Here is a 24,329-nt window from a genome sequence, read left to right as displayed (position 1 = left end):
TTTTTTTTTATACATTGATTAATAATAATTTTTGATATATACACTATATTTGTATACTTATAAGTATATTATATAATAAAAGTGTATATATTAAATATGTTATATAATTAATAAAATTATTATATTTTTTTTAAAACTATAATCCTTTTTTTAATAAATATAAATATAATTTATCTTTTATTTCATATTTTAACAATTTATGATCCATAAAATGACAAAAATGTGGAATATCTCTTTGAGTTGTAGGATCATCAGATAAAACTAATATATTATCATGAAGATTGATATCTCGAAGTGTTTTTCTAATTATCATAATGGGCTCAGGACATCTTAAACCAATTAAATTTAATTTAATATTTTTTTTCATATATATTTTATATTATTTATTTTTTAGATTTATTATCTTATATTAAGATATTTAATTATTATAAGTATAATTGTTTTAATAAAATATAATCATTTACGTTTTTAGGTAAAAGAGTATTGCAGTTTTTTTTTAGAGAATAATTTTTTCTAATTTGAGTAGAAGAAACATCAAATAAAGGTATATTAGCAAAAAAAATATAACCAAAAGATTTTTGATGAAGTAAATGAAAATTATGAATAATATGAGAATTAATAAAATTTGTTAATTGATTTTTTTTTTTATAATTTCTAGGACAAATTATCAAATGCACATAGAATAATATTTGTTTCCAGTTTTTCCAAAGATGCAAAGTATTTAAATGATCTTCTCCTATTATAAAACATAATGATGTTGAATAATTGATTTTTTTTCTAATTTTTTTTAGTGTATCTACTGTATAACAAATATGATTAGCGTATGCTTCTAAATAACTTATTTGAAATGAAGGATATTTATGAATAGCAAGTTTAATCATATTAATTTTATCTACTATAGATGTTTGAGTACGTGTACGATGAGGAGGATAATGATTAGGTAGAAATATGATTTTATCTATACACACTAATTCTCTTAACTTTTTAGCTAAATAAATATGACCATAATGAATAGGGTCAAAATTTCCTCCAAAAATTCCATATACTTTTTTCATATTAATTATTAAATATATTTAATTTGCATGATTAAGTGTTAAAGTCAGTTCTTTTAGCTGATACCATATAAAATGATTATAATTATTTTTAATATTTATTTCTATTTTTAGAAGAATTGTTATTGCTTTTAATAAATTGAAATAATTTATTTTATGAATAGCATGAATAAAAAATTTATGCCTTATAGTACATATGTTATGTTTTTTTAATAATTGATTGATGTTTATATTTTTTTCACGTTTAATATAAACCAGTTTAGTTAAATCTATTTGTAAAGAACGCACTAAAATTAAAGGATTATATTTTTTTTTAGAAAAAAGAGATAATATAGATATAGCTTTTTGTGTTTTAAATTGAAAGATATAATTAATCCAATTTAATGATGAATAATCAAGAAAATGCACGATAATTTGTTTAATCATCTCAAGTTCGATATAAGTATTAGGAAAAGTGATGAAAATCATATCTAATACGTTTAATATATATAAAGTATTGCCATCATAATATTTGCATAATAATAAAAATGCTTGCTTTGACATTTTTATATTTCTTTCTTTTATTTCATATTTAATCCATAATATAAAATCAATGTTATATGGAGTATAACACGAAATAATATAATTTTTTTTTTGAAAATTTTTAAAAAATATTGAATTTTTTATAATATTTGATAAATGGTGAAATTTTAATATTGTTAAAATATCTGAATTGAATAAATTGAATATTTTATATATTTTTTTGAATATAAAAGTGTTTATATTCTTAATAAGCAAGTTGATTACTAAAATAGTTTTTTGAAAAAACAAATTTCTTATTTTATAAGTTAAAATAACTTTTTCCCAATCTTGATTTTTTTCTATGTCTATTGTAATAGTATTTATAAACCCTTTTTTAAATGCAAATTGTTGTATTATATTTTGATTTTTCTTTAATAAAGAATTATTTTCCCCTAACAAAACATAAATATTATGCAATTTTTGATGTAAATATTTTTTTAATTCATATACATGTATATTTTTTGTTGTACACATATTTTATTTTATATACCATTGAAAATTTTATATGACAAAGTTAATGATTTTGTTTGGAATATATATAGTTTTTTTTATATGAACATTCTTTAAATATTTCTTAATGTTATTTTGATTTTTTGCATACAATAAAATTTCTTCTTGAGTTAAATTATCGTTTAATATTTTTATAGTACATCTTACTTTTCCGTTTACTTGTACAATAATAATATTATTTCGTTTAAATAGTATCTCTTTTTTAAAAAGAGGCCATTTCTCATGATCAATTAAAGTATTTTTATCAAAATAATTCCAAACAACAAAACAAAAATGAGGTATAAACGGATAAAGCATTTTAATAATGCAAGTTAAAGATTCTCTCATAATATATTGATCTTGATATGAACTCATAGATGCTTTGGATAATTTATTAACAAATTTCATGATTGTAGAAATAGCAGTATTAAATGTTTTTCTACGACCCATGTCGTCAGATACTTTAAATATAGTCTTGTGTAGTTGATATCTTAATTCATTTTGTTTATCATTGAAACAAGAAAAGCTTATGTTTTCATTAAGAATCTTTTTAAGATTAATATAATTAAAAATTAATATCCAAAGTTTTTTTAAAAAACGATGTATACCTTTCACACCAGATTCTTTCCATTCTAATGTAGACTCTACAGGAGCAGCAAACATAATAAATAATCGAATTGTATCTGCGCCATAACGTTTAATCATTAATTCTGGTTCAATTCCATTATTTTTTGATTTAGACATTTTAATCATGCCGGCGTAAACTATTTTTTTTCCTTTTTGATTATATGCTTGTGTAATTTCTCCTTTTATATTACGTTTTATTTCCACCATATTAGGATTTAACCAAATTTTTTGAGAATTTTGATCTATTTCATAAAAAGCTTCTGATAAAACCATACCTTGGCACAGTAAATTTATTACAGGTTCATCAATATCAACGAATTTAAAATCACGTAATAATTTATGAAAAAATCTAAAATATATTAAATGCATAGTTGCATGTTCAATTCCGCCAATATATTGATCTATAGGTAACCAATATTTTGATAAAATAGGATCAATCATACCAGCATGAAAATTTGGACAAGTATATCTTGCGTAATACCAAGATGATTCTATAAATGTGTCAAAAGTATCTGTTTCTCTAATAGCAACTTGATTATTAATAGTAACTTTTATCCACTCTGAATTAGTATTATGATTTATTTTTAATAAATTAATATTATTTGTTATGTTTGGTAAAATAACTGGTAATTGATCTTCTGGTATAGAAATTATTTGACCATTATTTAATGTTGCCATAGGAATGGGAGTGCCCCAATAACGCTGTCTTGATATACACCAGTCTTGTAATTTATAATGAATTTTTTTTTCTAATATTTTTTTTTCTAATAATATTTTTTTTATTTTTTTAGTAGCGTTGTCAAAATTTAATCCATTAAATTCTTTAGAATTAAATAATACACCTTTTATATCAATATATGACGTAAACGAATTTAATACTCGAGCATCAATTTTAGAATTGAATACAACATATTTAATTTTTAAATTATTTTTTACTGCAAAATGCCAATCATATTTGTTATGTCCAGGAATAGATAATACTGCATTAGTACCATATTCTATATCAGTAAAATTAGTTATCCAAACAGGTATTTTTTTTTCTGTAATAGGATGATTAACAAACAAATTGGTATTTACTCCTATATATTGAAAATCATTTTTTGACTCTGATTTAATATATTGATATTTTTTTATAAAATTTGCAATATTTTCATCTGTTTGAGATAACTTTTTTGATAATAGATGTTGAGTAGATATTGAAACATATGTAGCTCCCATAATTAAATCTAATCTGATGATAAATGCTGACAATGTTTCAAGAGTATTAAAAATTTTCAGAGTAATTTGAAATCCTTTTAATCTTCCAATCCAATTTTTTTGCATATTTTTTACATTTTCAGGCCAATTAGTCAATGTTTTTAAATTTTGATATAATTCTTCAGCATACTTCCTAATTTTTATAAACCACTGTGGAATTTTCTTAATAATAATTTTATTTTGACATCTCCAACAACAACCATTAATTACTTGTTCATTAGCTAAGACTGTTTTATCATAATTACACCAGTTTACTAAACTATTTTTTTTATAGACTAGATTTTTTTTATATAATTGAGTAAAAAACCATTGTTCCCAACGATAATATTTTGGTTCACATGTAGTAATTTCTCGACTCCAATCATAACTAAAACCTAATGATTGCAGTTGTTTTTTCATATATTTAATATTTTTTTTAGTCCAATAGAGAGGATGAGTATTATTTTTAATTGCCGCTTCTTCAGCAGGTAAACCAAAAGCATCCCAACCCATAGGTTGTAAAACATTTTTTCCTAACATTCTTTGGTAGCGAGCAATAACATCACTAATAGTATAATTTCTTACATGACCCATGTGTAATTTTCCAGAAGGATATGGCCACATAGGAAGACAGTAATATTTTTCTTTTTGAGAATCTTCTTTAACTTGAAAAGTTTTATTTTTGTTCCAAAAATTTTGTACATATATTTCTATTTTTTCTGGTGAATATTCTAGTTCCATATTTTTCTCTAATAAAAATGTTTAAAAATATATTTTACAAATTGAATAGAAAAAATCTATATTTATTCTAATATTGGTATTATATGTTCTGGAATAGTTACATGTATTTGTATTACTTTTCGGCTATCTGCTATAGATATTTTAAAAATGTAACCATCAATATTAATGCTTTCTCCTTTAATTGGTAGATAACCAAATGCTTTCATAACTAACCCGCCAATAGTATCTACTTCATCATCTTTAAAATTAGCATGAAAAGCTGTATTAAATTCTTTAATTTCTGTAAGCGCTTTAACAGAAAAAATAGATTTTTTTAATCTTCTAATATTTAATGTTTCTATATCATCATATTCATCATCAATTTCTCCTACAATTAATTCAAGAATATCTTCTATAGTAACTAAACCTGAAACTATTCCAAATTCATCTATTACTATTGCCATATGATTTCTTGTTGCTCGAAATTCTTTTAACATTCTATCGACATATTTACTTTCTGGTACTACAACAATTGGTCTTATAATACTTTGAATACAAAAATTTTTTCTTGAGTTTTTCATAAAAGGTAATAAATCTTTTGCAATTAAAAAACCCTCAACATGAGTATTGTCATTACTCATAACTGGAAAACGTGAATGAGCAGATTCAATAATAATATCTAAACATTGATTTAAATTAAATTCTAACTTTAATATAATCATTTGTGTTCTGGGAATCATGATATCTTTTATTCTTTTTTTCACAATATGCATAACACCTTCTAGCATATCGCAAGTATCTTGATCGATCAGTTCATTTTGTTCTGAGTCACGAATTAATGATAATAGTTCTTCTCGATTTTTAGGTTCATCATGAAAAATTTGATTTAATAAAATAGAAAAAAAACCTTTTTTATTAATTTTATTACAGTTTTGAGAATTTTTATCACTCATAATATTAAATTGTCTAGTTTTAAAAAGTATTTTATTATTCTATGGTAAAAATATCTTAGATAAAATATTTTTTACAACAGATTAATGTTTTTTTTTAAATGTATGGTTTAGGATAATTTAAAGATGCCATAATTTTATTTTCTACTTGTTCCATAATATTTGTTTGTCTTTTTGTCTTATGATCATATCCTAATAAATGTAGCGTACCATGTATAGTAATATGAGCCCAATGCGCTTCTAGTAATTTATAATATTGATAAGACTCTTGTTCTATAATACTTTTGCATACTACTAAATCTCCTAACAATTTAGCATTATGTTTAATGAATTCATTAAAAGGAAATGCTAAAATATTTGTTGGCTTATTAATTTTTCTATAAATATAATTCAACTTTTGAATATCTTTTTTATCTACTACTCGAATAGTAATAATATGAATTTCTTTTTTATTTAAAATATTTTTTATCCATCTTTGAAAAAGTGTTTTTTTTGGTATATATTGAGGGTTTTTACAACATTTTTGAAGATTAATAATAATATTTTGCATATTTAACTCTTTATATTTTAAATTAATTCACCTTTCAATGAATATGTATGAATTTTATTAATTTTTAAATTAATAAATTGTCCTATCATATTTGGTGATCCTTTAAACGTGACAATTCTATTATTTTCTGTTCGACCAAACAATTCGGTAGTATTTTTATTAGAAATTCCTTCTACTAAAATTGATTGCGTGCTTCCAAACATTTTTCTACTCCATAGCATTGTTTGTATATTAATACGATTTTGTAAAATATATAAACGTTTTTGTTTTTCTTGCAGACTAATATCATCTTTCATTTTTGCAGCAGGCGTTTTAGGTCGTCTCGAATATATAAAACTAAAGCTCATATCAAAATTAATATCTTCTATTAAATCTATGGTTTGTTGAAAATCTTGGTCCGATTCTCCTGGAAAACCTACTATAAAATCAGAACTAATTTGAATATTAGGCCTAACTAGTTTTAATTTTTTTATAATTAATTTATAGTCTTCTACTGTATATAATCTTTTCATTAATTTCAGAATTTTATTAGAACCACTTTGTACAGGAAGATGTAGGAAACTAACTAATTTTGGAGTATCTTTATATACTTCAATAATATCATCAGTAAATTCGATTGGATGACTAGTAATAAATCGAATTCTATCAATTCCATTAATTTTTGCTACTAATCTAATTAGTTCTGAAAAACGACAAATTTTTCCATTAATAGTTAAGCCTTTATAAGCATTAACATTTTGTCCTAATAAATTAATTTCTCTAACACCTTGTTTTGCTAAATTTGATATTTCATATAATATATCATAACATGGACGACTAAGCTCGTGGCCTCGGGTATATGGAACAATACAAAATGAACAGTGCTTATTACATCCTTCCATAATAGATACATTTTCGGTGTATTTTGTTTTTATCGGTTTTGAAACGTATTTAAATTTTTCTAATTTAGGAAAGCTAATATCTATAATACGATTCGTATTATTTTCAATTTTGGAAATCATATCTGGTAATTTATGTAAAGTTTGTGTGCCAAATATAATGTCTACATAATTTGCTCTTTTAAAAATTTTTTTTCCTTCTTGTGTAGCAACACATCCACCAACTGCAATGATGATTTTTGGATTATCATTTTTCATCTTCTTCCATCTTCCAAGTTGATGAAATAGTTTTTCTTGTGCTTTTTCTCTTATCGAACAAGTATTTAGTATTAAAATATCAGCTTGTTCTATTGACGAGGTAAGTAGATATTTTTTTTCTTTTTGTAATAGATTGGCTATCATAGATGAATCATATTCATTCATTTGACAACCCCAAGTTTTAATATATATATATTTCATGTTGCAAATTAATCCAATTTAAAAATGCATGTATATTATTAATATAAATATGTTATTTTTATATAGATATTTTTGCCTTAATAGCGTCATAAGGATGATATCCAGTAATTTGAAAATCATTGATAGAATATTGAAATAATGATTTTGGTTTTTTAAGAAGAATTAATTCTGGAAGTTTGCGAGGGGTTCTAAGAATTTGTTTTTTTGCTAATTTAATATGATTGTTATATAAATGAACATCTCCTCCCGTCCACAAAAATTCTCCAACTTTTAAATTACACTGTTGTGCTATCATATGTATGAGTATTGAATAACTAGCTATATTAAAAGGCAGTCCAAGAAAAACATCACAAGAACGTTGATATAGTTGACAGCTTAATTTTTTTTGAAAGACATAAAATTGAAATAGAACATGACAGGGAGGTAATTTCATTTTATTAATTTCACCTACATTCCAACTTGATACTAACATTCTGCGTGAATGAGGATTATATTTTAATTCTGTTAATATATTTTGTATTTGATCAATATAATTGCCTTCAACAGTCTTCCAATTTCTCCATTGTTTTCCATATATTGGACCAAGATTTCCGGACTCATCGGCCCAATGATTCCAAATAGATATATTATTTTTATTTAAATAATCAATATTAGTATCTCCTTTTAAAAACCATAATAATTCATGAATAATTGATGAAGTATGACATTTTTTTGTTGTAACAAGTGGAAAACCTTTTTTTAAATTAAATTTCATATTATGACCAAAAATAGATAAGGTTCCTGTGCCTGTACGATCTTGTTTTTGGTTTCCAAATTTAATAATTTTTTTAATTAATTGAATATATTGTTTCATGATATCTCATAATTTTTTCTTTATAAAACAAGGTTGAAAAATGATAATAAATCCAAAAATTATCATGGGAAGTGATAATATTTGACCCATAGTGATAATATTATATAATAATCCTATTTGAGGATCTGGTTCTCTAAAAAATTCTGAAAATATTCTAAATATTCCATAAAAAATTAAAAATATACCACTAACAAATCCTTTATTCGTCTTTTTTTTAGAAATAAAATTCATTATCAAAAATAATACTATACCTTCTAAAAAAAATTCATATAATTGAGAAGGATGACGAGGTAATGATCCATATTTATCTAAAAGTAATTTTAAATTAGCATTGTTTTCTGCGATTTTTATATCTTGATATTTAGAATTTGGGAAAATCATAGCATACGAAAAGTTTGGTGATACACGACCCCATAGTTCGCCATTAATAAAATTACCTAGTCTTCCAGCTCCTAAACCAAATGGTATGAGTGGGGATATAAAATCTGAAATTTCAAATATGTTTTTTTTATATTTTAAAGAAAAATATAAGATGCTAATTATAGCTCCTATTAATCCACCATGAAATGACATTCCCCCTTCCCATATATAAAATATATGTAGTATATTTTTATAAAAATATGGAAAATTATAAAATATGATATATCCTATTCTTCCTCCAATAAAAGATCCTATAAAAACAAAATATAATAATATTTCTATTTTTTTATCACATAATTTGATTTTATTTTTTTTATTATATTTTGTATACCATGTTGCAAATATAAAACTAATTACATACATAAAACCATACCAATGGGCAGATATAGGCCCAATTGAAAATATAATAGGATTAAATTTTGGGGAGAATATATACATATTTTACATAATATCCTGTTATAAAAAATTATTGTTCTAAACTTAATAACTCTTTAATGGTTTGACGTTTTCTAATGATAATAGAATTATTTTTATATAGTAATATTTCTTGTATTAACGGCCTAGTATTATAATTAGAAGACATGGAAGCACCATAAGCACCTGCATCATGAAAAATTAAATAATCCCCTATTTGAATTTTAGGTAGTTTTCTTGTTTGAATAGTACCCCCTTCTTTTTGCGTAAAAACATCTCCTGATTCACATAAAGGACCAGCAACAATAGTATCAATCATCTCGTGATAATTAATTATTCTATTATCTCCAGATATAACAGATATATGATGATAACTACCATACATAGTAGGTCGCATTAAATCATTAAATCCAACATCAACTAACACAAAATTTGCATTACTTGTTTTTTTTGTAGCCCAAACTCTTGAAACTAAAAATCCAGATTCAGCAACTAAAAATCTTCCTGGCTCAATTTCTAATTGAATTTTTCTTCCTAAAAATTGAGATATTATTTTTCTTGCAGAATGCCAAGACTGAAAATACTTATCTATATCAATAGATTGTTCATTGAATCTATAAGGTATAGATAATCCTCCTCCAGCAGAAATTGATGATATCTTTTGATTTAATTGTATCACATGTTTAATCATCGCTTGACAAACTTTTTCTAAATGCAAATAATTCACACCTGACCCTATATGCATATGTAAACCTATTAATTTTAATTTATATTTTTTTATAATAGGTAATGCGAGTTTAGGATCCCAAATACCATGTTTACTATTTTCTCCTCCAGTATTAGTTTTTTTACTATGACCATATCCAAAACCTGGATTAATTCTTAACCATACATTGTGGCCTGGAGAAACCTTCCCTAATTGTATTAACATATCTAAAGATCCGGCATTAACTGGAATTTGAAAATCAACTACTTTAGATAGAGTTTCGTTATCTAAAATATCTGCAGTAAAAATTATTTCGTTGGTGTGCGATTTGAATCCAGATATTAAAGCTCTTTCAATTTCACCTAATGAAACAGCATCTACTTTAATATTTTTTTTTTTCATTAAACGTAATATATTAATATTTGAACAAGATTTTTGAGCAAACCTAATTACATCAAATTTTTTTAATAATTTAATTTTTTTATATATAACATCTGCATCGTATAACCAAAATGGAGGTTGATATTGTTCAATTAAATCACGAATTTTATTTATATTAATATTATTATTATTATTTTCTAAAAGTTGTGGCATGTTTGCCTCATTGCAATTGTATGAAATATAATGATCATAAATATTTTGATACAAATTAAAATGTATAAAATTATTTTTTTAATGAACGAAGAGTAGGAAATAAAATAACATCACGAATACTTGTTTGATTAGTTAAAATCATAATTAAACGGTCAATGCCAATTCCTAATCCTGATGTTGGTGGTAAACCGTATTTTAATGCTTCTATATAATCTTCATCATAAAACATATTTTCATTTTTTTCTTTATATGACTGTTTGATTTGTTTCAAAAATCTATTTTTTTGATCTTCTGCATCATTTAACTCTGAAAATCCGTTAGCTATTTCGTAACCAGCAATAAAAAGCTCAAATCTATCAGCAATATTTTGATTAATATCATTACGTCGCGCTAATGGAGAAACTTCTATTGGATATTCAGTAATAAAAGTCGGTTGAATTAATTTTTTTTCTACTGTTTTTTCAAAAATTTCATTTTCTATATGACCTATTCCCCATTTTTTTTCTATTTTTATACCTATAGACTCTGCAAATAATGTTATTTTTTTAAAATCTTGTAAGTCAGATAATGTAATATGTTTATTAAATTGAAGAATAGCATTTTTCATAGTTAATCTATGAAATGGTTGACTAAAATCAAATTCATATTTATCAAATATAATTTTATTGTTTTTAAAAATTAATGTAGTAATATCCTTTAACATTTTTTCAGTAAATTGCATCATATCTTCATAATTTGAATATGCAATATAAGCTTCCATCATCGTAAATTCTGGATTATGACGTGAAGAAATTCCTTCATTACGAAAATTTCTATTTAACTCAAAAATACGCTCAAAACCTCCAATAATTAACTGTTTTAAATATAATTCAGGAGCTATTCTCAAATACATTGACGCATTAATTTCATTGTGATATGTAATAAATGGACGAGCATTTGCACCTCCAGGAATTCTATGTAACATTGGAGTTTCTACTTCTAAAAAATTATTTTGTATCATAAAATTACGAATTTTTGTAATTATATCAGAACGATATCTAAAAATTTTATATATTTTATTATTGCTAATTAAATCTAGATATCTTTTCCGATAACGTATTTCTTGATTAGATAAACCATGAAATTTATTTGGTAATGGTTTTAAAGATTTAGAAAGAATATTGATGTTATCACAATAAATAGATAATTCTCCGGTTTTAGTTTTAAATAATAAACCTGTAACCCCTAATATATCTCCTAAATCCCATTTTTTAAAATGATCATTATATAAGTTAGATGATATTTTTTTTTCATTAACATATATTTGTATTTTTCCTTCTATATCTTGTAATATACAAAAAGCTGCTTTTCCCATAATTCGTCTTTGTATCATACGACCAGAAATAGCAACATAAATATTTAGTATTTTTAATTCATCAATATTTTTATTGTAATACTTTTCAGATATTTTTTTTAAATTATCATTTTTTTTAAAACGATCAGGTAATATTAAACCTTTTTTTTTCATATTAAAAAATTTATTTTTTCTTTCTATTATTTCATCATTAAAAACATTTTTTTGACTATTTTTTATAATATTTGACATTGCTTTATTCCGAATATTTTTTATAATCCAATAATTAAACTTTGTTCGATAAAATCATCTAAATCGCCGTCTAAAACTGATTGAACATCTGTTTTTTCAATGTTAGTACGCAGATCTTTTATTTTTGAATTATCTAATATATATGATCGTATTTGATTTCCCCATGAAATATTAGATTTATTTTTTTCTATTTTTTGTTTTTCTTTTTGTTTTTCTCGTATTTGCATTTCATATAATTTTAGTTTCATTTGTTTAATTGCATGCTCTTTATTTTTATGTTGAGAACGATTATTTTGACACTGAGTTACAATATTAGTGGGTAAATGAGTGATACGAACAGCTGATTCTGTGCGATTGACATGCTGACCTCCTGCGCCAGATGCTCTATAAACATCAATTCTTAGATCAGTAGGTTTTATAATGATATCAATAGTATTTTTGATATCTGGATATATAAAAATTGAACTAAAAGAAGTATGTCTTCTTTTTCCTGCATCAAAAGGACTTTTTCTAATTAAACGATGTATTCCTGTTTCAGTTCTTAACCAACCAAAAGCATATTCTCCACAAACTTTAATAGTTGATGATTTAATACCAACTTTATCTCCAATAGATTCATGAATAATTTCTGTATAAAATTTTTTTTTATCAGCCCATTTTAAATACATTCTTAGTAACATATATGCCCAGTCTTGCGCTTCTATTCCTCCTGAACCAGATTGTATATCAATATAACAGTTACAATGGTCATTTTTTCCCGAAAACATACGGTAAAATTCTAGTTTATTAATTTTGTTTTCTATGTTATCAGCTTCTATCAAGATATCTTTTAATATTTTATTATCTTTTGTTTCGATTGCTAATTCAAAAAAAATAACTATTTCTTCAATGTTTTCTTCTATTGCATGAATTTTTTTTATTATTGAATTTAAAAAATATTTTTCTTTATTTAATTTTTTAATAGATTCTTGATCTCTCCATATTTTAGGTGATAATAATTCTGTATGAATTTCTAAAAGACGTGATTTTTTTTCAATATAGTCAAAGATACCTCTTAAGATTTTTTATACGTATTTCAAAATTTTTAATTTTATTATTCAAAATGTTAATTTCTAGCATGATTTTATCAGTCTTCTATTTGATTAATTAAGGTAAATTAAAAAAAATTAAATATTTTAAGAAATAAAAAACATTTACAAAATATATCTTTTTATATTGTATCTACTTCATAAAACAGATACATATATTTTATACTTAATATAATTTATTTACGGAAACAAGAATAATGTCAGAATTTATATTATTACAAAATCTTATCTACCCTTCTAATGAGTTATCATTAACCATGATATCTTTAGAAGAATGGTCTATAGTGTATACATTTGGACCAGATGTTAAACAATATCTTCAAAATCAATTAACGGTTGATATAAATAAATTACCTAATAATCACCATACGATTTGTGCGCATTGCAATTTTAATGGAAAAGTTTGGAGTACTATGCGTTTATTTCACTATCGAGACGGTTACGCATATATACAACGTAAAAATATTTCTTTTTTACAAATAAAAGAGATAAAAAAATATTCTATTTTTTCTAAAATAAAATTTTCTATTTTAGAAAACATGGTTTTGTTGGGATTATCAGGGTTAAATGTTAGATCTTTTCTATTAAAATTTTTTTTTGAAATACCAAATAAAAATTGTCCAGTAGTGCATAAAAATAATATAACACTATTATGGTATTCTAAACCATCAGAACGATTTTTATTAATTTTGTCTATATCAGATTTTGAAAAATTTAAAAATAAAATTAATCAAAAAATTTTTTTTAATCACAGTAAACAATGGTTATCATTAGAAATTGAAGCAGGATTTCCTATAATTGACGAGATATGTGCAAATAAATTTACTCCGCAAATGATTAATTTAGATTATTTACAAGCTATGAGTTTTGATAAAGGATGTTACTATGGACAAGAAATAATATCACGAATATTTTTTAAAAATTTAAATAAATATCGTTTATTTTTTTTAATAAGTATGGAAAAAATTACTCCTAAAATAGGTTCAATTATTGAAACTAAAATCAATGGAAAATGGTTTAAAATTGGTTTTTTATTATCAATAGTCAATATTAAATATGAAGAAACATATATACAAGTAATTTTGCATAAATCTATTGGTATAGATAATATATTTAGAATACACGGATTCAAAAATATTTTTTTTAAAAAACATTAGTTATATAACATTATTTATTTATTAATAAATTTTAATATATAAAATATTTTTATTTATAAATTTTTATTTTATAGTATTTTAACATATCATGTCTCAAGGTATTCTTTTTATTATTTCTGCTCCTAGTGGAACAGGAAAGTCAAGTTTAATTCAAGAGTTTTTAAACTCTAAATATTCATGTAATATTCAAGTATCAATTTCTCATACTACTCGCATCATGCGACCGGGCGAGTTAAATGGACAACATTATTATTTTATAACTAAAAAAGAATTTCAAATTATGATTCAAAAAGAATCTTTTTTAGAGCATGCAAAAGTGTTCAATCATTATTATGGAACTTCTCGTCAATCAATTGAAAGCATGTTATTTTCTGGAATTGATGTATTTCTTGATATTGATTGGCAAGGAGCTAAACAAATTAAAAATAAAATACCAGAATCAAAAAGTATTTTTTTATTACCACCATCTAAAGATATTTTATATAAAAGATTAAAGAAAAGAGGTCAAGATAGTGAGACAGTAATTGCAGATAGAATGTCAAAAGCAGTTAATGAAATGCAACATTATTCAGAATATGATTATTTAATAATTAATGATGATTTTAAAACAGCAATAAATGATTTAAAAACAATTATTACTGCTGCACATCTATGTTTATTACCTCAAAAAAATAAATATTGTTCATTAATTGCGAATTTATTAAAAAGCTAATATTTTCAGAATATTTTATATAATTCTATTGAAAAATAGAATTATATAACTTAAATATAATATAATATTTTCGAATTATTAGTTTTTATATATTTTAATTTTTATTTAGAATAAGTATTTTTATTACGATAAGCTTGTTTTCTTTCATTTTCTTTTAAATAAAACTTACGTAACCTAATAGATTTAGGAGTAACTTCAATAAGTTCATCATCGTTAATAAATCCTAACGCTTCTTCTAATGTGTAATTAATGGCTGTTGTTAATATAATTGCTTCATCTGTTCCCGATGCTCTCATATTAGTTAATTTTTTCCCAGTTAAACAATTAACTGTTAAATCATTAGATCGATTATGTAATCCTATAATTTGCCCTTCATATACTTGTGTTCCATGTCCTATAAATAACTTTCCTCGTTCTTGTAAGTTAAATAAAGCAAAACCAACTGCTGTACCTGTACCATTAGATATTAAAACTCCATTTTTTCTTTGTCCAATATTATTATTATGAACTTCATCGTAGTGACTAAAAGATGAATAATATAGTCCTGTTCCAGAGGTAATACTTAAAAATTCTGATCTAAATCCAATTAAAGCTCGACTAGATAATATATATTCAAGACGTACTCTTTTATTTGATTCTATAATCATATTTTTTAACTCACCTTTTCGTATGCCTATAAATTTCATAATATTACCTTGATGTTTTTCTTCAATATCTAAAGTTACATTTTCATATGGTTCTTTTAAATTTCCATTAATTTCTCGAAAAATTATTTTTGGACGTGACACTTGCAATTCAAATCCTTCACGACGCATGTTTTCTATTAATATAGATAAATGTAATTCACCACGTCCAGAAACAGAAAATATATTTGCATCTTTTGTTTCATCAATTTTTAAAGCCACATTATGTATAGTTTCTTTTTTTAATCTTTCTAAAATTTTACGAGATGTAATAAATTTTCCTTCTTTTCCTGCAAATGGAGAAGTATTTACTAAAAATAATATATTAACAGTAGGTTTATCGATGTTTAATTTTGGGAGTGCTTGCAAATTTTCTGGATGGCAAATAGTATCAGAAATATTTAATTTATCAAGTCCTGTAAGAGCCACTATGTCTCCTGCATATCCTTGATCTATTTCTATTCTTTTTAAACCAACATAATGCAACACTTTATGAACTTTGCCATAACGAACATTTTTTGCGCTATTAATAATAGCTACTGAATCATTTGGTTTAACAAAACCTTGTTTAATACGACCTACTCCTATAACTCCTAAATAATTATTATAATCAAGTTGTGAAATTTGCATTTGAAATTTTTTTTTAGGATTAACTGTAGGAGCCGGAGCATGTTTTATAATTGCTTCATATAACGCAATCATATTATTTTGCATATTAAGATGATTTTTTCCTGAACTTCCAAGGATAGCAGACGTATAAATAATAGGAAAATCAAGTTGTTTATCATTGGCATCAAGATTAATAAATAAATCAAAAACCTGATCTACTACCCAATTAGGACGAGAATTAATTCTATCAATTTTATTAATTACAACTATTGGATTTAACCCATATTTAAATGCTTTTTTAGTTACAAATTGTGTTTGTGGCATTGGACCATCTAATGCATCTACAACTAAAAGTACTGAATCTACCATAGACATAACACGTTCTACTTCTCCGCCAAAATCAGCATGACCTGGAGTATCAACAATATTAATTTTATAATTTTTCCATTTAATTGAAGTATTTTTAGATAAAATAGTAATACCTCGTTCTTTTTCTAAATCATTAGAATCCATTATCCTATCAGTTTTTTCTTCATGCTCCTGAAATGTTCCTGATTGTTGCAATAATTGATCTAATAATGTAGTTTTACCATGATCAACATGTGCTATAATTGCAATATTTCTAATATTTTGATACATATTTATTACCTATTTTATAAAATTTTGAATTTATTAATATATTAAATGAATAATATAAAATAATAAAACAAGATTTATGTAGTTTAAAATAACATTGATCTTGTATAATTAAATAACTTCAAAATATTTTTAGTACAAAAAATTTTAGTATATAAAATAAATTTTTTAATAAAAATTTGAATACAATCTTATATCAACTATATTATTTTATAAAACAAACAGGATTAAGCTATGATTGCATTAAATTATAATAAAACATTTTTTTTAAAAAGTTATGCAAAAATGACTGATATAGAAATTAAAGATGGAGTTGAGATTGCATTTATTGGCTACTCTAATTCAGGTAAATCTAGTGTTATCAATGCATTAACTAATCAAAAAAAATTAGTGCGATTTAGTAAAACACCTGGAAGAACACAATTAATAAATTTTTTTGAAGTATGTTCAGATTTTAGAATGGTAGATTTACCTGGTTACGGTTATGCTAAAGCACCAATTTTTATTCAATCAAAATGGCAAAAAATAATATATAATTATTTAAAAAATAGAAATGAAATAAAAGTATTCGTATTAATTATGGATATCAGACATCCTTTGAAGAAATTAGATCAAAAAATTATTGATATAGCTCTGAATAAAAAAGTTTTTATTTTAATTTTATTAAATAAATGCGATAAATTAAAAATGGCTCAGTGTCAAAAACAATTTAAAATAGTATATGAGCAATTAAGGTTATTTTTACATTCGATGGAAATTTTATTATTTTCTTCTTATAAAAAAATAGGCATTCAAAAATGTCAATTAATTTTAAATAATTTTTATAATTTGTATATTACTAAACATCAATAATATTTTTTAGATAAAAAGTATTAATGACATGCAAAAAATTTTAATTGATAAAAGAATTATTTTTTTTTAATACATATTCTCTAAATATTTTAAATGTATTTTTAGATGAATATTTTTTCAATGTAATATCTTGTAAAGTAATATTAATAGGAATATTGATTTGTATTTTCGCTAATTGATATGAAAGAAAAGCGATATCTTTATATTTTTTTAATTGATCTGCAACATTTTTAGCATTTCTTAATGATAAAAACGATATATTCTGTATATTATTATAAATGTCGTTAAGATTAGAAAATTTATTGAGTAATGATAATGCAGTTTTAATACCAATTTTTGGAACTCCTGGAATATTGTCAGAAACATCTCCTACTAAAGCTAATAAATCGATAAATTTTTTCGGTTTAATTCCGTATTGTTTTTTTATTGTTTCTGGTGTGATAATAGAATTTTTTTGTTTATTAAAAATAAAAATATTTTTTGTAACCAGCTGCAACATATCTTTATCATGACTAATAATTAATATTTTTTCACCTTTTTTTTCAAATATTGACGCAATGCTACCTATAATATCATCCGCTTCAATACCTGGAATATTTAGTGTTTTAATTCCAATTTGATCTAGTATATTTAAAAGTGGATTAATTTGAATATACAGAGACGAAGGCATAGGAGATCGATGAATTTTATATTCTTTAAACAATTTTTTTCTGAATGTTGTTTTTGAAGAATCAAATATAATAATACATTTTGTTGAATATCGATATTTTTTGAGAATTTTATTTATTAAATTCAACATACCATATATTGCTCCATATGGTTCGCCTAAATCATTTTTAAAATTACGAAATGCATAATAAGAGGCATATAAATATAAACTACCATCAATTATAAGTACTGGGTGATGTGTATTTTTATTCATAATTTCTCTTTTATTTTTTTTGAACTAAAAAATTAATTAATTCAATATATTTTTTATAAAAATTTTTATGAAATATTTTTTCTAATTGTACATAATTAATAATATACTTTCCATGAATCAGCATTATAGGTATATAATTTAAATTAGATCTTTGAACATCTCTATTTATTTTTTGAATTAACATTTTTAATGTTAAACTATTCCAGAAATAATTAAATTTATTTTCATTAATACCAGCTTTTTGTTTAAATATTTTTTTTATATCATTAATATTATGAATTGTGTGAGTATCTTGAATACCTTGAAAAATTGGTAACATAATTTTATTTTCAATACCCATTTGTTGCGCGATAATCCAAGATTTTGTTAATATCGGACTTAATGTTCCTCCTAAAAAATTAACATGATATTTTTGAATATGAAAATTTTTTTTTAAATTATTTGTATTTAAATATTTTATATTATGTATTTTTTCCCATTCATAACAATATGGGCAAAAAAAAGAAAAAAATTCTACAACATTAGGTAAATTATGTATAACATTCTTAGTTTGAATATATTCTTTACCTGGTTGAAATTCTAAGGCAAGTGTCTTAAAAGATAAAATAATATTTAATAGTATAATAAATACTTTAGTCATATTGTGGCCTAGAAAGATTGTAACGTAATAATATGTGTATGATTTATTTAATTTAAGATAATCATCTTAGACATATAATATGTAAATTTAAAATACTATATTTATATATTTAAATATGTATTAGTTTTAAAAAAATATAAAAATAATATACTAAATTATTTTTATTTAACAAATTAGTATGTATTTTGAAGATATATTGATATATATCAATTTTTTATTATATATTTAATTGTAATAAATTTTGTTCATAAATAATTTTATTTAAATTATGCAATTATATTAAATATTTTTCAGTTATTATTTTTTATATATTTTATTAAATTATATAAAATTTAGTAAATTTAGTTCAAATGATTCAGTAAAATTTATAATGTGTATTAAGAATTACATGCAAAAAATATTATACATAATATTGTTACATCAGAATTATAAGAATAGAATTTTCAAAAAACGAATGTGATTTTTTATAAATTCCATATATTTATTATAACAATTAATATATTATTAAAAATAAATTACATAAATATTGTGTTATTTATAATTACTCTATATAGATATTTAATATTATTTTTGAAATATAATTTAATCATTATATTTTGAAATATGTCATATTGAATTTACATTTTAAAAAACTTATATATCAGTAATTATACTTACTTTGCAAAATAAACAATGTGGATATATTAAAAAAATAAATAATATTTATATTTTCTATAAGAATCAAATATTTCAAAAATGTTATATTAAATTTTTTTAAACATAAAATAATGTATGGTATTTAGAATTAAATAGTTATATTGAGTATCAATTAAATCTTATATTTTTTATGGTTCTATATTAAATTAAAAAATTTTGAGATAATCAATTAATTTTTATGCTTATTCAGTCATGACTAATATATAAATTTTTATGAATAATATTAATATATTTTGTCTAATGACATTTCAGTACGTATTCTATTTTTTCTATCAAAAATTTTTCTTAGTTTTTCAGAAGATATTTGACTAATATTAAAAATTATTTTGATTATGTTTTGATTACAGCTAAAATAATTCATATAAAATTACATCAAAAACAAACAGTTTGATAGACTTATGTAAAAATTTTTATATTATTTTAATTTATAACTATTTATAATATGCTTATATTATATGAAATATAAAATATTTGATAGAATTGATAGCCATTAAAATATCAATAAATGTATTTATTTTATATCATTATAAAAATAAAAAATATATAATTTTAATAATTGATTTTGATTTATTAATATGTAAATAATTTATTTTAAACTTAAAAAAATATAATATCTGAATAAAATTTAGATTTTATCTAGTAGCTAAAACTTTATATTTTCTGTAGATTATATTTTATTAATTATAATAATTATTTAATTTAATAACATTTGGGCGTTTAGTATAAAATGAAAAATCAAAATCCGTTTAATCTCTTATTCCCATTAAATGCAGAACAATTAAATTATTTTAATAAACTTGATAGTTCTTGTACAGATATTCAACGTGCTTGGTTATCAGGTTATTTTTGGCATAGTGCCAATAAAAAATCAAATAATTTTACTACTGATATTAATAAAAAAAATGCGAATGATACATTAATTACTATTATTTCTGCTTCTCAAACTGGTAATGCAAAATTACTTTCTGAACGGTTATATAAATATTTAAAGAAAAATAATAAAAAAAGCCGTTTAATTAATGCTTTTGATTATAAGTTCAAAAAAATACAAGACGAAAAAATATTAATTTTAATTATTTCTACTCAAGGAGAAGGTGAACCTCCAGAAGAAGCATTGTCTTTATATAAATTCATTGTATCTAAAAAAGCTCCGAATTTAAATAATTTATATTATAGTATTTTTGGCCTAGGAGATAAATCTTATAATTTTTTTTGTCAAGCTGGAAAAATTTTTGATAATAGATTTCAAGAGTTAGGTGCTACTCCTTTATTAAATCGTTTTGATGCTGATATTGAATATGAAGATGATTATAACCATTGGTCTAAAGATTTATTAAAATCAATTAATAATATTCAAAATTCTCAATCTTGTGATACATTTTCGAATAAAACAAGTTCATCTGTGATTTTAAAAACTAATTTTTCTAAAAAAAATCCTGCTACAGGTGTTATATTAACTAATCAAAAAATTACTGGTCGTTATTCTAACAAAGATGTTCATCATATTGAAATAGATATTAAAGATTTAAATATTACATATCAACCTGGAGATGCAATTGGAATTTGGTATGAAAATGATATTAATTTAGTAAAAAAAATTATACAATTATTTTCTATTGATTTGTCAGAACTAGTAAAAATTAAAAATCAAGTTATTACTATTTTTGATGCATTAAAAAATCATGTTGAATTGACAAATAATACTAAAAACATTGTTAAAAATTATGCAAATATTACACAAAATACAATTTTAAAAAAAATTGTATCTAATGAATCATCTCTTCAAAATTATGTATTAGAAACTCCTTTTGTGAAAATGATACATGATCATCCGCAAAAAATATCTTCTAGACAATTACTTAGTTTTTTACGTCCATTAACACCTAGGTTATATTCTATTTCTTCATCTCAAGAAGAAACTCCGAATGAAATTCATATGACAGTTGGAGTAATAAAAAAAATTATTTCTGATTGTGTATATTTAGGAGGAGCTTCAGGTTATTTATCTCAATCTTTGCAAGTAGATGATACAGTAAAATTTTTTATTGAAACTAACAATAACTTTCGTTTACCAGAAAATTCTAATCTGCCAATAATTATGATTAGTACTGGTACTGGAATTGCTCCTTTTCGTTCATTTATACAGCAACGAGATAATGATGGCTCGACTGGAAAGAATTGGATATTTTTTGGAAATACAAATTTTACAGAAGACTTTTTATATCAATTAGAATGGCAAGAATACATTAAAAAAGGACTAATTACTAATATGCATGTAGTTTGGTCAAGAGATCAAGAAAATAAATTATATGTCCAAGATAAGATGAGAGAAAATAGTAAAGAAATATGGTCATGGATACAAGAAGGGGCAATAATATATATTTGCGGAAATGCTACAAAAATGGCAAAAGATGTTGAAAAAGCATTATTAGATATTATTAGTGAAAATGGCAAGATGAATCTTGACAATGCTGATGAATTTTTAAATAATCTTCGTTTAAACAAACGTTATAAAAGAGATGTATATTAATGGAAAGTAATAAACAAAAAAAAAATATAAAAAAAAAAATGACTGATGCAGAACGAATTAAAGAAAATAGTAATTATCTTCGAGGTACTATTACAGATGATTTAAAGAATGAAATTACTAATGGTTTTACCGGAGATAATTTTTCACTTATTCGATTTCATGGCATGTATCAGCAAGATGATCGTGATTTAAGAATAGAACGTCATGAACAAAAATTAGAACCTCGTTATGCAATGATGCTTCGTTGTCGATTACCTGGAGGTGTTATACAAGCTAAAAAATGGTTAAAAATTAGTAATTTTGCTGATAAATACACATTATATAAAACAATTAGACTAACTAATCGTCAAACGTTTCAATTTCATGGTATTTTAAAAAAAAATCTTAAACGTGTACATCAGATGTTACATGAGATCGGATTAGATGCCTTAGGAACTGCTAATGATGTTAATAGAAATGTATTATGCACATCTAATCCTTTAGAATCTCTAATTCACAAAGAAGCATATGAGTGGGCGCAAAAAATTTCAAATTTTTTATTACCTCGTACTAAAGCATATGCAGAAATTTGGTTAGATCAAAAAAAAATTTTTACGACAGATCATGAACCTATTTTAGGACGAACTTATTTACCTAGAAAATTTAAAACCACAGTAGTTGTCCCTCCATATAATGATGTAGATTTATACGCAAATGATATGAATTTTATTGCAATTACAAAAAAAAATAAAATTATTGGTTTTAATGTATTAATAGGAGGCGGATTATCTTTTATACATGGAAATAAAAATACCTGGCCTTTTTTAGCACAAGAACTAGGTTATATTTCAGTCAAGAATACTTTGCTTGTTGCTGAAGCTATAGTAACTACTCAAAGAGACTGGGGTAATCGTACTGATCGGTCAAATGCAAAAACTAGATATACAATTAATAATTTTGGACTAGATGTATTTAAAAAAGAAATAGAAAGAAGAGCAAATATATATTTTGAACCAATACGTGACTATAATTTCATTAGTAGAGGAGATAGATTTGGTTGGAAGAAAGATATTTATGATAATTGGAATTTAACATTATTTGTAAATAATGGACGTATTTGTGATGATAATCATAATTTATTTAAATCTGGATTATTTGAAATAGCTAAAATTCATGAAGGTAATTTTCGAATCACTTCTAATCAAAATATAATTATTTCTGAAATATCTCAATATAATAAACATATTATAGATAATATCGTTCAATCATATAAATTACTTAATCAAACTAGTAATTTACGTAAGAATTCTATGGCATGTGTATCTTTTCCTACATGTCCACTTGCTATGGCTGAAGCTGAACGTGTACTATCTTTTTTTGTTACGCAATTAGAAAATATAATGTTAAAATATCATGTAGATCAAGAAAAAATAGTTTTTCGTATCTCAGGATGTCCAAATAACTGTGGAAGATCTTTATTAGCCGAAATTGGATTAATCGGAAAGTCTCTCGGTCGTTATAATTTATATATAGGGGGAAATCAAATAGGAAGTCGAATACCAAAGATATATCAAGAAAATATTACTGAAAAAGAAATATTTATTCATTTAGATAATTTAATTCAATGTTGGTCTAAAGAAAGAAATATAAAAGAAGATTTTGGAGATTTTGTTATCAGAAAAAATTTTGTTAATGAAATTATCAATCCCATTTCTGATTTTTGGAATTAGT

Annotated in this window: 20 protein-coding genes; 5 read left to right on the top strand and 15 right to left on the bottom strand. The window is 23.1% G+C overall.

What is annotated here, in order from left to right:
- Nucleotides 1-136: 136 nt before the first annotated feature.
- The 12 genes from tusA to prfB form a co-directional block, all read right to left on the bottom strand.
- The gene (gene tusA / locus GUU85_RS02095; protein ID WP_163119490.1) at nt 137-367 is read right to left on the bottom strand and encodes a sulfurtransferase TusA; all 231 of its coding nucleotides are present in this window, start codon (nt 365-367) and stop codon (nt 137-139) included.
- A 58-nt stretch (nt 368-425) separates the two neighbouring features.
- Nucleotides 426-1,055, bottom strand: coding sequence for a nicotinate-nucleotide adenylyltransferase (nadD, locus tag GUU85_RS02090; RefSeq protein WP_163119488.1), 630 nt, complete (start codon nt 1,053-1,055; stop codon nt 426-428).
- Nucleotides 1,056-1,073: 18 nt separating this feature from the next.
- Nucleotides 1,074-2,087, bottom strand: coding sequence for a DNA polymerase III subunit delta (gene holA / locus GUU85_RS02085; RefSeq protein ID WP_163119486.1), 1,014 nt, complete (start codon nt 2,085-2,087; stop codon nt 1,074-1,076).
- A gap of 27 nt (nt 2,088-2,114) precedes the next feature.
- Nucleotides 2,115-4,706, bottom strand: coding sequence for a leucine--tRNA ligase (gene leuS, locus GUU85_RS02080; RefSeq protein ID WP_163119484.1), 2,592 nt, complete (start codon nt 4,704-4,706; stop codon nt 2,115-2,117).
- 62 nt (nt 4,707-4,768) lie between these two features.
- Nucleotides 4,769-5,638: a CNNM family magnesium/cobalt transport protein CorC gene (gene corC, locus GUU85_RS02075; RefSeq protein ID WP_163119482.1), complete on the bottom strand. Its 870-nt coding sequence runs from the start codon at nt 5,636-5,638 to the stop codon at nt 4,769-4,771.
- 94 nt (nt 5,639-5,732) lie between these two features.
- Entirely contained in the window at nt 5,733-6,185 is a 453-nt protein-coding gene (ybeY, locus tag GUU85_RS02070) for an rRNA maturation RNase YbeY (protein WP_163119480.1), read from the bottom strand.
- Nucleotides 6,186-6,202: 17 nt separating this feature from the next.
- Entirely contained in the window at nt 6,203-7,522 is a 1,320-nt protein-coding gene (gene miaB, locus GUU85_RS02065; protein WP_174240619.1) for a tRNA (N6-isopentenyl adenosine(37)-C2)-methylthiotransferase MiaB, read from the bottom strand.
- A 58-nt stretch (nt 7,523-7,580) separates the two neighbouring features.
- Nucleotides 7,581-8,375, bottom strand: a complete 795-nt coding sequence (gene thyA, locus GUU85_RS02060; RefSeq protein WP_163119478.1) for a thymidylate synthase — start codon at nt 8,373-8,375, stop codon at nt 7,581-7,583.
- Nucleotides 8,376-8,381: 6 nt separating this feature from the next.
- On the bottom strand, nt 8,382-9,233 hold the full coding sequence (lgt, locus tag GUU85_RS02055; protein ID WP_163119476.1) for a prolipoprotein diacylglyceryl transferase: 852 nt from the start codon (nt 9,231-9,233) through the stop codon (nt 8,382-8,384).
- Between the two features lie 28 nt (nt 9,234-9,261).
- Nucleotides 9,262-10,509 carry a diaminopimelate decarboxylase gene (gene lysA / locus GUU85_RS02050; RefSeq protein WP_163119474.1) on the bottom strand — a complete coding sequence of 416 codons (1,248 nt, stop codon included), beginning with the start codon at nt 10,507-10,509 and terminating at the stop codon, nt 9,262-9,264.
- 70 nt (nt 10,510-10,579) lie between these two features.
- Nucleotides 10,580-12,094, bottom strand: coding sequence for a lysine--tRNA ligase (gene lysS / locus GUU85_RS02045; RefSeq protein WP_163119472.1), 1,515 nt, complete (start codon nt 12,092-12,094; stop codon nt 10,580-10,582).
- A gap of 20 nt (nt 12,095-12,114) precedes the next feature.
- Nucleotides 12,115-13,213 (bottom strand): peptide chain release factor 2 gene (gene prfB / locus GUU85_RS02040; protein ID WP_216843178.1). Its coding sequence is split into 2 segments (ribosomal slippage): nt 12,115-13,137 and nt 13,139-13,213, totalling 1,098 coding nucleotides; the frame shifts between segments, so codons are not numbered across the junction.
- Nucleotides 13,214-13,379: 166 nt separating this feature from the next.
- Here prfB and ygfZ point away from each other — a divergent pair.
- Together ygfZ and gmk are read left to right on the top strand one after the other, a co-directional pair.
- Nucleotides 13,380-14,339 (top strand): tRNA-modifying protein YgfZ, encoded by a 960-nt coding sequence (gene ygfZ, locus GUU85_RS02035; RefSeq protein WP_163119468.1) that lies wholly within the window; start codon nt 13,380-13,382, stop codon nt 14,337-14,339.
- Between the two features lie 88 nt (nt 14,340-14,427).
- Complete coding sequence (gmk, locus tag GUU85_RS02030) at nt 14,428-15,051, top strand: guanylate kinase (protein ID WP_163119466.1); 624 nt, start codon at nt 14,428-14,430, stop codon at nt 15,049-15,051.
- A 101-nt stretch (nt 15,052-15,152) separates the two neighbouring features.
- Here the strand turns inward: gmk and typA are convergent, their stop codons facing one another.
- Nucleotides 15,153-16,982 carry a translational GTPase TypA gene (gene typA, locus GUU85_RS02025; protein WP_163119464.1) on the bottom strand — a complete coding sequence of 610 codons (1,830 nt, stop codon included), beginning with the start codon at nt 16,980-16,982 and terminating at the stop codon, nt 15,153-15,155.
- Nucleotides 16,983-17,213: 231 nt separating this feature from the next.
- On the opposite strand from typA, the gene yihA reads away from it, so the two are divergent.
- On the top strand, nt 17,214-17,831 hold the full coding sequence (gene yihA, locus GUU85_RS02020) for a ribosome biogenesis GTP-binding protein YihA/YsxC (RefSeq protein WP_163119462.1): 618 nt from the start codon (nt 17,214-17,216) through the stop codon (nt 17,829-17,831).
- Nucleotides 17,832-17,871: 40 nt separating this feature from the next.
- On the opposite strand, the gene GUU85_RS02015 is transcribed toward yihA, so the two are convergent.
- Nucleotides 17,872-18,753: a 5'-3' exonuclease gene (locus GUU85_RS02015; protein WP_163119460.1), complete on the bottom strand. Its 882-nt coding sequence runs from the start codon at nt 18,751-18,753 to the stop codon at nt 17,872-17,874.
- A gap of 10 nt (nt 18,754-18,763) precedes the next feature.
- Entirely contained in the window at nt 18,764-19,393 is a 630-nt protein-coding gene (locus GUU85_RS02010; RefSeq protein WP_163119458.1) for a DsbA family protein, read from the bottom strand.
- Nucleotides 19,394-20,816: 1,423 nt separating this feature from the next.
- Here GUU85_RS02010 and GUU85_RS02005 point away from each other — a divergent pair.
- The gene (locus GUU85_RS02005; protein WP_163119456.1) at nt 20,817-22,619 is read left to right on the top strand and encodes an assimilatory sulfite reductase (NADPH) flavoprotein subunit; all 1,803 of its coding nucleotides are present in this window, start codon (nt 20,817-20,819) and stop codon (nt 22,617-22,619) included.
- Complete coding sequence (gene cysI, locus GUU85_RS02000; RefSeq protein WP_163119454.1) at nt 22,619-24,328, top strand: assimilatory sulfite reductase (NADPH) hemoprotein subunit; 1,710 nt, start codon at nt 22,619-22,621, stop codon at nt 24,326-24,328. The genes GUU85_RS02005 and cysI overlap by 1 nt, the downstream gene beginning before the upstream one ends.
- Nucleotide 24,329: the final 1 nt, after the last annotated feature.

Source organism: Buchnera aphidicola (Uroleucon sonchi) (genome assembly GCF_011035165.1).
Classification (GTDB): Bacteria; Pseudomonadota; Gammaproteobacteria; order Enterobacterales; family Enterobacteriaceae; genus Buchnera; species Buchnera aphidicola_BE.
This window is presented reverse-complemented; position numbering and strand designations above follow the sequence as displayed.

Coding starts and splice junctions, on each gene's coding strand:
- typA (WP_163119464.1), bottom strand. CDS start 16,982: ATGTATCAAAATATTAGAAATATTGCAATTATAGCACATGTTGATCAT.
- ybeY (WP_163119480.1), bottom strand. CDS start 6,185: ATGCAAAATATTATTATTAATCTTCAAAAATGTTGTAAAAACCCTCAA.
- GUU85_RS02015 (WP_163119460.1), bottom strand. CDS start 18,753: ATGAATAAAAATACACATCACCCAGTACTTATAATTGATGGTAGTTTA.
- GUU85_RS02005 (WP_163119456.1), top strand. CDS start 20,817: ATGAAAAATCAAAATCCGTTTAATCTCTTATTCCCATTAAATGCAGAA.
- lysA (WP_163119474.1), bottom strand. CDS start 10,509: ATGCCACAACTTTTAGAAAATAATAATAATAATATTAATATAAATAAA.
- thyA (WP_163119478.1), bottom strand. CDS start 8,375: ATGAAACAATATATTCAATTAATTAAAAAAATTATTAAATTTGGAAAC.
- leuS (WP_163119484.1), bottom strand. CDS start 4,706: ATGGAACTAGAATATTCACCAGAAAAAATAGAAATATATGTACAAAAT.
- nadD (WP_163119488.1), bottom strand. CDS start 1,055: ATGAAAAAAGTATATGGAATTTTTGGAGGAAATTTTGACCCTATTCAT.
- tusA (WP_163119490.1), bottom strand. CDS start 367: ATGAAAAAAAATATTAAATTAAATTTAATTGGTTTAAGATGTCCTGAG.
- lgt (WP_163119476.1), bottom strand. CDS start 9,233: ATGTATATATTCTCCCCAAAATTTAATCCTATTATATTTTCAATTGGG.
- gmk (WP_163119466.1), top strand. CDS start 14,428: ATGTCTCAAGGTATTCTTTTTATTATTTCTGCTCCTAGTGGAACAGGA.
- yihA (WP_163119462.1), top strand. CDS start 17,214: ATGATTGCATTAAATTATAATAAAACATTTTTTTTAAAAAGTTATGCA.
- GUU85_RS02010 (WP_163119458.1), bottom strand. CDS start 19,393: ATGACTAAAGTATTTATTATACTATTAAATATTATTTTATCTTTTAAG.
- cysI (WP_163119454.1), top strand. CDS start 22,619: ATGGAAAGTAATAAACAAAAAAAAAATATAAAAAAAAAAATGACTGAT.
- holA (WP_163119486.1), bottom strand. CDS start 2,087: ATGTGTACAACAAAAAATATACATGTATATGAATTAAAAAAATATTTA.
- lysS (WP_163119472.1), bottom strand. CDS start 12,094: ATGTCAAATATTATAAAAAATAGTCAAAAAAATGTTTTTAATGATGAA.
- corC (WP_163119482.1), bottom strand. CDS start 5,638: ATGAGTGATAAAAATTCTCAAAACTGTAATAAAATTAATAAAAAAGGT.
- miaB (WP_174240619.1), bottom strand. CDS start 7,522: ATGAAATATATATATATTAAAACTTGGGGTTGTCAAATGAATGAATAT.
- ygfZ (WP_163119468.1), top strand. CDS start 13,380: ATGTCAGAATTTATATTATTACAAAATCTTATCTACCCTTCTAATGAG.